Annotated in this window: 9 protein-coding genes; 6 read left to right on the top strand and 3 right to left on the bottom strand. The window is 58.9% G+C overall.

The annotated features are described in order from the left end of the window. Positions 1-52: 52 nt before the first annotated feature. Together HU811_RS21705 and ygfZ are read right to left on the bottom strand one after the other, a co-directional pair. Entirely contained in the window at positions 53-874 is an 822-nt protein-coding gene (locus tag HU811_RS21705; protein WP_186658024.1) for an HDOD domain-containing protein, read from the bottom strand. A 36-nt stretch (positions 875-910) separates the two neighbouring features. Next, positions 911-1,852: a CAF17-like 4Fe-4S cluster assembly/insertion protein YgfZ gene (ygfZ, locus tag HU811_RS21700; RefSeq protein ID WP_092459906.1), complete on the bottom strand. Its 942-nt coding sequence runs from the start codon at positions 1,850-1,852 to the stop codon at positions 911-913. A 149-nt stretch (positions 1,853-2,001) separates the two neighbouring features. Here ygfZ and HU811_RS21695 point away from each other — a divergent pair, with 149 nt between their 5' ends. Together HU811_RS21695 and HU811_RS21690 are read left to right on the top strand one after the other, a co-directional pair. After that, on the top strand, positions 2,002-2,256 hold the full coding sequence (locus tag HU811_RS21695) for an FAD assembly factor SdhE (RefSeq protein ID WP_007930227.1): 255 nt from the start codon (positions 2,002-2,004) through the stop codon (positions 2,254-2,256). Then, a complete protein-coding gene (locus HU811_RS21690; protein WP_092459908.1) occupies positions 2,240-2,692 on the top strand; it encodes a protein YgfX in 453 nt (150 codons plus the stop codon). Before HU811_RS21695 ends, HU811_RS21690 begins: the two co-directional genes overlap by 17 nt. Here HU811_RS21690 and nadB read toward each other — a convergent pair. Then, the gene (nadB, locus tag HU811_RS21685) at positions 2,661-4,277 is read right to left on the bottom strand and encodes an L-aspartate oxidase (protein WP_092397327.1); all 1,617 of its coding nucleotides are present in this window, start codon (positions 4,275-4,277) and stop codon (positions 2,661-2,663) included. The two genes, HU811_RS21690 and nadB, sit on opposite strands and share 32 nt — an antisense overlap. A 556-nt stretch (positions 4,278-4,833) precedes the next feature. Here nadB and rpoE point away from each other — a divergent pair. The 4 genes from rpoE to HU811_RS21665 all read left to right on the top strand — a co-directional run bounded on the left by rpoE (position 4,834) and on the right by HU811_RS21665 (position 8,644). After that, positions 4,834-5,415, top strand: coding sequence for an RNA polymerase sigma factor RpoE/AlgU (rpoE, locus tag HU811_RS21680; protein ID WP_003172477.1), 582 nt, complete (start codon positions 4,834-4,836; stop codon positions 5,413-5,415). Positions 5,416-5,445: 30 nt separating this feature from the next. Continuing rightward, on the top strand, positions 5,446-6,033 hold the full coding sequence (locus tag HU811_RS21675) for a sigma-E factor negative regulatory protein (RefSeq protein WP_092397329.1): 588 nt from the start codon (positions 5,446-5,448) through the stop codon (positions 6,031-6,033). Positions 6,034-6,042: 9 nt separating this feature from the next. After that, a complete protein-coding gene (locus HU811_RS21670; protein ID WP_186658023.1) occupies positions 6,043-6,990 on the top strand; it encodes a MucB/RseB C-terminal domain-containing protein in 948 nt (315 codons plus the stop codon). Between the two features lie 226 nt (positions 6,991-7,216). Then, entirely contained in the window at positions 7,217-8,644 is a 1,428-nt protein-coding gene (locus HU811_RS21665) for a DegQ family serine endoprotease (RefSeq protein WP_186658022.1), read from the top strand. The last annotated feature ends 32 nt before the right edge of the window (positions 8,645-8,676 follow it).

The raw sequence follows: 8,676 nt of genomic DNA, 5'->3' as shown, positions 1-8,676 counted from the left end.
AGCGGGGATAAATCCCCTCGCCACAAAAAGACGCTTCTTGCCCTCGGGCGTTCTAGTAAAACATCGACCGCGCTTCTTCGATCTCCGCGCACCGGGCTTTGTTTTCCGGGTCGATGCCCAGCTTCTTGAAGGCCGGTACGCCGAAGGCATCGATCCTGCCCAGAGGGTGGTCGCAGTCCTTGTAGCAATACAAGGCGGCCACCTGCACCAGGTCGACGTAATCGAGTTGCTTCGAGTCTCGGGTGAAGTCCAGATACAGCCCCGGCAGCTTCACCAGTCTTTCTGGAAATTCCCAGACGCTGAGCAACTTGTCTCCCAGCACCGGGTGAATCGTTTCGATGACGTGATTGAGACTGACCGGGTCAGACAGCAATTCATTGTTGTCTTCGGCATAGGTGAGAATCGGCAGTACGCCGATCTGATGTACCAGCCCACCCAGCGCGGCCTGATCGGGCTTGAGCTGCGTATAGACCCGGCACAACGCATAGCTGACGCCGGCGATTTCCAGGCTTTTACGCCAGACTTCGCGCATTTTCTGTTCCACTACTTCGGAACGGGCATGGAAAATCTGCTCCATCACCAGGCCGATGGCCAGGTTGCTGCTGTAGTTGACCCCCAGCCGGGTGATGGCTGTGTGCAGGTCGGTGACTTCCTGGGTAGCCCGCAGCAGTGGGCTGTTGACCACTTTTATCAGGCGCGCCGAAAGCGCCGTGTCACGACCGATCACTTTGCTCAGGTTGCTGACGCTGATTTCCGGGTCTTCGGCGGCCCGGCGAATCTGCAGGGCCACTTCCGGTAACGTTGGCAGAACCAGGTCATCGTTATCGATGGCCTCCACCAAATCCCGTTGGACCTTATCCGCCAAATCGCTCATTTCGTTTCTCTAGGGTGTTACGACAAAATGCTGCGATCAGCGCTGGATTTCGCGGTCGCGGTCCAGTTCGTAAGGCAGGTCGAGCAATTGCAGGCCCGGGCCTTCCAGCGCGCCGAGGTGCAAATTGTCATCTTCTGCAGCTTCGGCCTGTACCACGGCCAGCAGTTCAATGTTTCGTTCGGCGTGAGCGGCCATCACCACTTCACCGATGGAGCTGCCGTGCGTGGGTGAAAACAAAGGGGCGCCAGGCTCGGGCAGTTCACTGGCATCCATTTGCAGCCGATACAGGCGCCGCTTGAGCTTGCCCAGGTACTGCATGCGGGCGACGATTTCCTGGCCGGTGTAGCAACCTTTCTTGAAGCTCACGCCGCCGACGGCTTGCAGATTGAGCATCTGCGGAATGAACAGTTCGCGGGTAGCCGGCATGACCTGGCCGATCCCGGCGCGGATCTGACCCAGCAGCCACTGGTTCAGCTCGCCCTCGGTCAACTGTTCGCGCAGCCGGGCTGACAGCGGGTCGGCCTGTTCGGCGGGCGCCCAAAGTTCGGCGCGGTTAGGAGAGACGCGAATGGCGATCAGGCGATCATGACGAACGACGCTGTCGGTGTCGGCCGGCAGCTCGAGGCCCAGGGCTGCGAGCGCCGTGTCGGCGTTTTCCAGGCCGAAGCGAGCCCAGGCGGTGCTTTCATCGGTCAGTCTGGATTTGGAGAACACGGCATACTTTTTCAGGTCCGCCAGTTGCGGTTCGAGCAATTCGGTGGCCATTGCCATCAGTACACCATCGCCTTCGAGCAGGATGCGGAAACTCGATTGCATCCGGCCTTTCTGGGTGCAGCGCGCGCCGAGGCTGGCCCGGCTGTCGCTCAGGTAGTTGAGGTTGCAGGTCAATTGGCCTTGCAGGAATTTGCCGGCGTCCACGCCGCGGACCGCGAGAACGCCTTCGTGGGACAGGGTGCAGAAAAAAGCGGAATCAGCCATGGGTCATCGCAGGGTAAAAAGTCTGGTGGACATCATAAGGGGGCGCCCTTGAAATGGGTAGTTCACAAAGGATCGGTGGTGCCTGACCCCAGCCGTCTGTTCCATCGCGGCGGGGCCTGTATACTTGCGCTCTATTTGAGGAGCGCTCCATGGTCGAAGATGTTGAACTGAATCGCCTTTACTGGCACAGCCGTCGCGGTATGCTTGAACTTGACGTGTTGCTGGTGCCGTTCGTGAAAGAAGTTTATCCCCACCTTAACGATGTGGACCGTGCGTGCTACGTGCGTCTGCTCGAGTGCGAGGATCAGGACATGTTCGGCTGGTTCATGGAACGCAGCGAATCCGAAGACCCGGAGCTGCAGCGCATGGTTCGGATGATCCTGGACCGTGTCCAGCCCAAGTAATCGCTTTGAATGCCGCTGGCGGGCTTCCGGGCAACTGCTGGCGGCCTATCTCCTGGCCCAGGCCTTTGCCTTGGGTTCGTTGTTGCTGTTGTCCGTCCCGTTCTGGTTAATCAGCCTCGGCGTGCTGCTGTGCCTGGCCCATGGTGCCTGGACGCTACCGCGGCATCTATTGTTGACCCACCGTCAGGCCTTTTGCCGGTTGCGTCGTGATGCCGATGGCTGGCAGCTGTGGAACAGGGCCGGTGGCTGGCAGGCGGTGCAACTGCGCCCGGACAGCCTGGCGTTGCCGATGATTATCGTGCTGCGTTTTCGCCTGCGGGGTGAATGGCGGGTCCGTTCGCTGTGCGTGCCCCGCGATGCGCTGGCGCCGGATCTGCACCGGCGCCTGCGGGTTCGGCTCAAGTTCAGCCGGCGTAGGTGGGCGGCACCAGGATAGTGTCCAGCGCTTCGGGTAGTAGGCCCGGGTAGTCGAGGGTGTAGTGCAGCCCGCGGCTTTCCTTGCGTTCCATGGCTGAGCGAATCATCAGTTCAGCGACCTGGGCCAGGTTGCGCAACTCGATCAGGTCGCGGCTGACCTTGTAGTTGCTGTAGAACTCATCGATTTCATCCAGCAACAGCCGCACCCGATGCTGCGCCCTCTGCAGGCGTTTGTTGGTGCGCACGATGCCGACGTAGTCCCACATGAAGCGCCGCAGTTCGTCCCAGTTGTGCGCAATGATCACATCTTCGTCCGAGTCGGTGACCTGGCTGGCGTCCCACGAGGGCAGGGCGGACGGAGCGCCGATCTGCGGCAATTGCTCAAGAATGTCCGCCGCCGCCGAGCGGGCGTAGACGAAACACTCCAGCAACGAGTTGCTGGCCATGCGGTTGGCGCCGTGCAGGCCGGTGAAGCTGGTTTCGCCAATGGCATACAGACCCGGTACGTCGGTGCGACCCTGTTGGTCGACCATCACGCCACCGCAGGTGTAATGCGCCGCTGGCACCACCGGAATCGGTTGCTTGGTGATGTCGATGGAAAATTCCAGGCAGCGCTCGTACACCGTCGGGAAATGGCTCTTGATGAAGGCTTCGGGTTTGTGGCTGATGTCCAAGTAAACGCAGTCGATGCCCAGGCGCTTCATTTCATGGTCGATGGCCCGGGCGACGATATCCCGGGGCGCCAGTTCGGCGCGGGAATCGAAGCGTTGCATGAAGCGCTCACCGTTGGGAAGTTTCAGGTGAGCACCTTCGCCGCGCAGGGCCTCGGTGATCAGAAAGCTCTTGGCCAGCGGATGGTAGAGGCATGTGGGGTGGAACTGATTGAACTCCAGGTTCGCCACCCGGCAGCCCGAACGCCAGGCCATGGCAATGCCGTCCCCGCAGGCGCCGTCGGGGTTGCTGGTGTATAGATAGACCTTCGCGGCGCCACCGGAGGCGAGGATCACAAAGCGGGCGCCGTAGGTGTCGACTTCGCCGGTGCCACGGTTGAGCACGTAGGCGCCCAGGCAGCGGTCGCCGTCCAGGCCCAGGCGTTTTTCGGTAATCAGATCGACCGCGACGCGTTGTTCCAGAAGCTCGATATTGGGTCGCTGGCGGGCTTGGGCCAGCAAGGTCTTGAAAATCGCCGCGCCGGTGGCATCAGCGGCGTGAATGATGCGTCGATGGCTGTGACCGCCTTCGCGGGTCAGGTGAAACTCGAAACCACCGTCTTCGGTCCCGGATTGTTCGTCACGCGTGAACGGGACGCCCTGGTCGATCAGCCATTGTATGGCTTCCCTGCTGTGCTCGACGGTGAAACGCACGGCTTCGGGATTGCACAGGCCTCCTCCGGCATTGAGGGTGTCATCGACATGCGATTCAATAGTGTCGGTGTCATCCAGCACGGCCGCGACGCCGCCCTGGGCCCAGAATGTCGAACCGTTGGCCAGGTCGCCTTTGCTCAGGACTGCGATGCGCAGATGCTCCGGCAGTGTCAGCGCCAGGCTCAAACCGGCGGCGCCGCTGCCGATTACCAGAACATCGTGTTGGAACTGTTGGCTCATTTGAAAGGTTTCCGCTCAAAACGACCCGAGTCGGGGTTGGTGCAAGACATCCGTTTCAATGGGTCAGGCAGCCATGCAGCCCACTAGTATATAGAGAGGGGGATCGGCACAATAGCGGCGTATTCATGGCAATGTGAAACCAGAATGACACAAAGGTGATGCGCTTCGTCGGATCACGATTTTGGTGGATGGGCGACAAGGCGACCGTTTCGAGGATGAAACACTGTTTATCTCGTCAGGGTTGCCCGATGTTCCATACGCAAGGCTATAAATAGTTGGAACTTTTGCCGAGCGACTGGGTTCAATAGACGGTTGTCTGCAAAAGGGAACAACGTCGGGTTGGTGCAAGATTAGGATTTGAATCTTTGCCGACAGGCCCGGCGACAGATTATTCGCGCAGCCGGGGAATCTCGCGCTGCGCTTTTCGTGCGTGCCGGATCAGAGCACGCCGGAAACTTGCTTGGAGGGGAGAACTTTTGCGAAAAGCCCGAGTCTATGGTTGCAAGCCCGGTCGATTAGTAATGCAAGCCTCCTTCGAGCTTATCGAGGAGTGTTCATGCTAACCCAGGAAGAGGATCAGCAACTGGTCGAGCGCGTTCAACGCGGCGACAAGCGAGCTTTCGATCTGCTAGTGCTGAAATACCAGCACAAAATTCTCGGGTTGATCGTGCGTTTTGTGCACGACACCCATGAAGCCCAGGATGTTGCTCAGGAAGCCTTCATCAAGGCTTACCGCGCGCTTGGTAATTTTCGCGGAGACAGCGCGTTTTATACGTGGCTTTACCGCATCGCCATCAACACGGCGAAAAACTATCTGGTTTCACGCGGCCGTCGGCCGCCGGATAGCGATGTAAGTTCTGAAGATGCAGAGTTCTATGATGGCGATCACGGCCTCAAGGATCTTGAATCACCGGAACGAGCGTTGCTGCGGGATGAGATCGAAGGCACTGTCCATCGGACCATCCAGCAACTGCCCGAAGATTTGCGTACGGCTCTAACTTTACGTGAATTCGACGGTCTGAGTTACGAGGACATTGCCAGCGTCATGCAGTGTCCGGTGGGTACCGTGCGCTCCCGGATTTTCCGCGCTCGGGAGGCCATCGATAAAGCCCTGCAACCTTTGTTGCAGGAAAACTGAGACAGCGGCGACAGCCAAGAGAGGAACGCCATGAGTCGTGAAGCCCTGCAGGAATCGCTGTCCGCAGTGATGGATAACGAAGCGGACGAATTGGAATTGCGTCGGGTATTAAATGCCTTCGACGATGTTGAAACCCGTGAGACCTGGGCTCGTTACCAGATCGCCCGGGCTGTCATGCACAAGGACCTGCTGCTTCCGCGTCTTGACATCGCTGCGGCTGTATCTGCTGCACTGGCTGATGAAGCGGTTCCGGTCAAAGCCTCCCGCAGCCCTTGGCGCAACTTGGGTCGTCTGGCGGTTGCCGCTTCGGTGACGGTAGCTGTTCTGGCAGGGGTTCGCCTCTACAACCAGGATGAGATTGCCGGTGTGCAAATGGCCCAGCAGTCCAACCAGCCTGGCTTGGCCGCTCCACAGGTCAAGGGCCCGGCAGTGTTGGCCGGCTATAGCGAAAGTTCGGAAGTCGCAGGTCCCATGGCCAACGGTGTGCTGCAAGGCCAGCCAGGCTGGCATGATCAGCGTCTGCCCAACTACCTGCGTCAGCATGCCCAGGAAGCTGCCCTGAAAGGTACTGAAAGCGCGTTGCCTTACGCTCGTGCAGCCAGTTTGGAAGACCGCTAAGGAGGACGATTGCGCGCCATACCTCTATTTTCGCTTTTGCTAGGTGGCTGGTGCGTTATCCCAGCCTATGCCGGTGAGGCTCAGGACTGGCTTAATCGTCTGAGTCAAGCCGAGCAACAGCAAAGCTTCCAGGGCACTTTCGTTTACGAGCGCAATGGTAGTTTTTCTACCCATAACATCTGGCATCGTGTCCAGGATGGCAAAGTCCGCGAGCGGTTACTCCAGCTCGACGGTTCGGCACAGGAAGTCCTGCGCATTGATGGACGTACTCAATGCGTAAGTGGCTCCTTGGTTGCTGGGGTGGGGAATACGCCTGAAGGCACGGCACGTGCGCTCGATCCGCAAAAACTCAAGAATTGGTATGACCTTGCCGTCATTGGCAAGTCGCGTGTTGCTGGGCGCCCGGCGGTGATTGTGGCGCTGACGCCCAAGGACCAGCATCGTTATGGTTTCGAACTGCATCTGGACCGAGAGACCGGCCTGCCGCTCAAGTCTCTTTTGCTCAATGACAAGGGCCAACTGCTCGAGCGTTTTCAGTTCACACGTTTGAATATCACGGCGCCGTCCGACGGTGATCTGCAAGCCACTGCCGAGTGCAAGGTTATAGCGCAGACCCCAGCTAAAAGCGCGATGGCGAAAACTGCATGGCGTTCGGACTGGCTTCCGCCGGGCTTCGAACTGACCAACAGTGGGATGAGAAAGGATCCGCAAACCAACGTTCAGGTCAATAGCCTGATGTATGACGATGGCTTGGCTCGTTTCTCGGTGTTTCTGGAACCATTGAACGGCGCGACCGTCACGGATACGCGTACGCAGCTCGGCCCGACAGCCGCTGTTTCGCGTCGACTCACGACGCCTCAGGGCGAAATGATGGTCACGGTGGTCGGCGAAATTCCCATCGGCACAGCGGAACGGATCGCGCTCTCCATGCGTTCCGATGCCACGGCGACTCAATAGCTGCCAGGGTGGTTCGATTGGGCAAGAGGCTTACAGCGCCGGGACTTGATCGAAATGCCGAAACTTTCTGTCAGTATTTTCATTTGCAAAACTTCAATTTTTTTTCTATAGGTCAGAGCCGCTCGGCTCTGGCCTTGCCTGTTTGCGGAACAAAAATACCGGCGTATCTTCCCCTGGTATTTCTTGCTCCATATCGCTTAACCACGCTCGTCGTAACGGGAGCCGTATGTCGATACCACGCTTGAAAACCTATCTTTCCATCTTTGCCACTGTGCTTGTGCTCGGTCAGGCCGTTCCCGCTATGGCGGTCGAATTGCCTGACTTCACTGAGCTGGTCGAGCAAGCCTCGCCGGCGGTGGTGAACATCAGTACCACCCAGAAACTGCCGGAACGCAGAGTGATGGATCAGCAGATGCCGGACCTGGAAGGTTTGCCGCCGATGCTGCGCGAGTTCTTCGAACGCGGGATGCCGCAACCGCGGTCTCCCGGCGGTGGCCGTCAGCGTGAAGCGCAGTCCCTGGGCTCGGGTTTCATTATTTCGCCTGACGGTTACATCCTGACCAATAATCACGTGATTGCCGATGCCGACGAGATCCTGGTGCGCCTGGCAGACCGCAGTGAGCTCAAGGCCAAACTGATCGGTACTGACCCGCGTTCTGACGTGGCGTTGCTGAAGATCGAAGGTAAAGATCTGCCCGTGCTCAAGCTGGGCAAATCCCAGAACCTGAAAGCCGGTCAGTGGGTTGTGGCCATCGGTTCGCCGTTTGGCTTTGACCATACCGTAACCCAGGGCATCGTCAGCGCCATCGGCCGCAGCCTGCCAAACGAAAACTACGTGCCGTTCATCCAGACCGACGTGCCGATCAACCCAGGCAACTCCGGTGGGCCGCTGTTCAACCTCGACGGTGAAGTCGTCGGGATCAACTCCCAGATATATACCCGTTCGGGCGGCTTCATGGGCGTGTCCTTCGCGATCCCGATCGACGTTGCCATGGACGTGTCCAATCAGCTGAAAACCGAAGGCAAGGTCAGCCGCGGCTGGTTGGGCGTGGTCATTCAGGAAGTGAACAAGGACCTGGCCGAGTCGTTCGGGCTGGAGAAACCTGCCGGTGCGCTGGTGGCGCAAATTCAGGAGGATGGTCCGGCTGCCAAGGGTGGCCTGCAAGTGGGCGACGTGATCCTCAGCATGAATGGCCAGCCGATCGTCATGTCCGCTGACCTGCCACATCTGGTGGGTGCCCTCAAGGCCGGTTCCAAGGCGAATCTGGAAGTGATCCGCGAAGGTAAGCGCACAAACGTCGAATTGACCGTCGGCGCCATTCCAGAGGAAGGCAAGGAGCTCGATTCACTGGCCAAGTCAGGCGTGGAACGTAGCAGCAATCGTCTGGGCGTGGCTGTGGCGGAGCTTACGCCAGAGCAAAAGCGGACCCTGGAGCTGCAAGGTGGTGTAGTGATCAAGGAGGTGCAGGAGGGTCCTGCGGCCATGATCGGCCTGCAACCAGGCGACATCATCACTCACCTGAACAACCAGGCAATCGGTTCGGCCAAGGAGTTCACCGACATCGCCAAGGCCTTGCCGAAGAATCGTTCAGTCTCGATGCGAGTGCTGCGTCAGGGCCGTGCGAGTTTCATTACCTTCAAGCTGGCCGAGTGATCGCTTAGCTGTCCCAACAAAAAAACCGCCTC

Source organism: Pseudomonas tehranensis, assembly GCF_014268615.1.
Classification (GTDB): domain Bacteria; phylum Pseudomonadota; class Gammaproteobacteria; order Pseudomonadales; family Pseudomonadaceae; genus Aquipseudomonas; species Aquipseudomonas tehranensis.
This window is presented reverse-complemented; position numbering and strand designations above follow the sequence as displayed.

Bases quoted from the DNA above. Each gene is read 5' to 3' on its own strand.
- ygfZ (WP_092459906.1), bottom strand. From the start codon at position 1,852: ATGGCTGATTCCGCTTTTTTCTGCACCCTGTCCCACGAAGGCGTTCTC.
- rpoE (WP_003172477.1), top strand. From the start codon at position 4,834: ATGCTAACCCAGGAAGAGGATCAGCAACTGGTCGAGCGCGTTCAACGC.
- HU811_RS21665 (WP_186658022.1), top strand. From the start codon at position 7,217: ATGTCGATACCACGCTTGAAAACCTATCTTTCCATCTTTGCCACTGTG.
- HU811_RS21675 (WP_092397329.1), top strand. From the start codon at position 5,446: ATGAGTCGTGAAGCCCTGCAGGAATCGCTGTCCGCAGTGATGGATAAC.
- HU811_RS21705 (WP_186658024.1), bottom strand. From the start codon at position 874: ATGAGCGATTTGGCGGATAAGGTCCAACGGGATTTGGTGGAGGCCATC.
- nadB (WP_092397327.1), bottom strand. From the start codon at position 4,277: ATGAGCCAACAGTTCCAACACGATGTTCTGGTAATCGGCAGCGGCGCC.
- HU811_RS21695 (WP_007930227.1), top strand. From the start codon at position 2,002: ATGGTCGAAGATGTTGAACTGAATCGCCTTTACTGGCACAGCCGTCGC.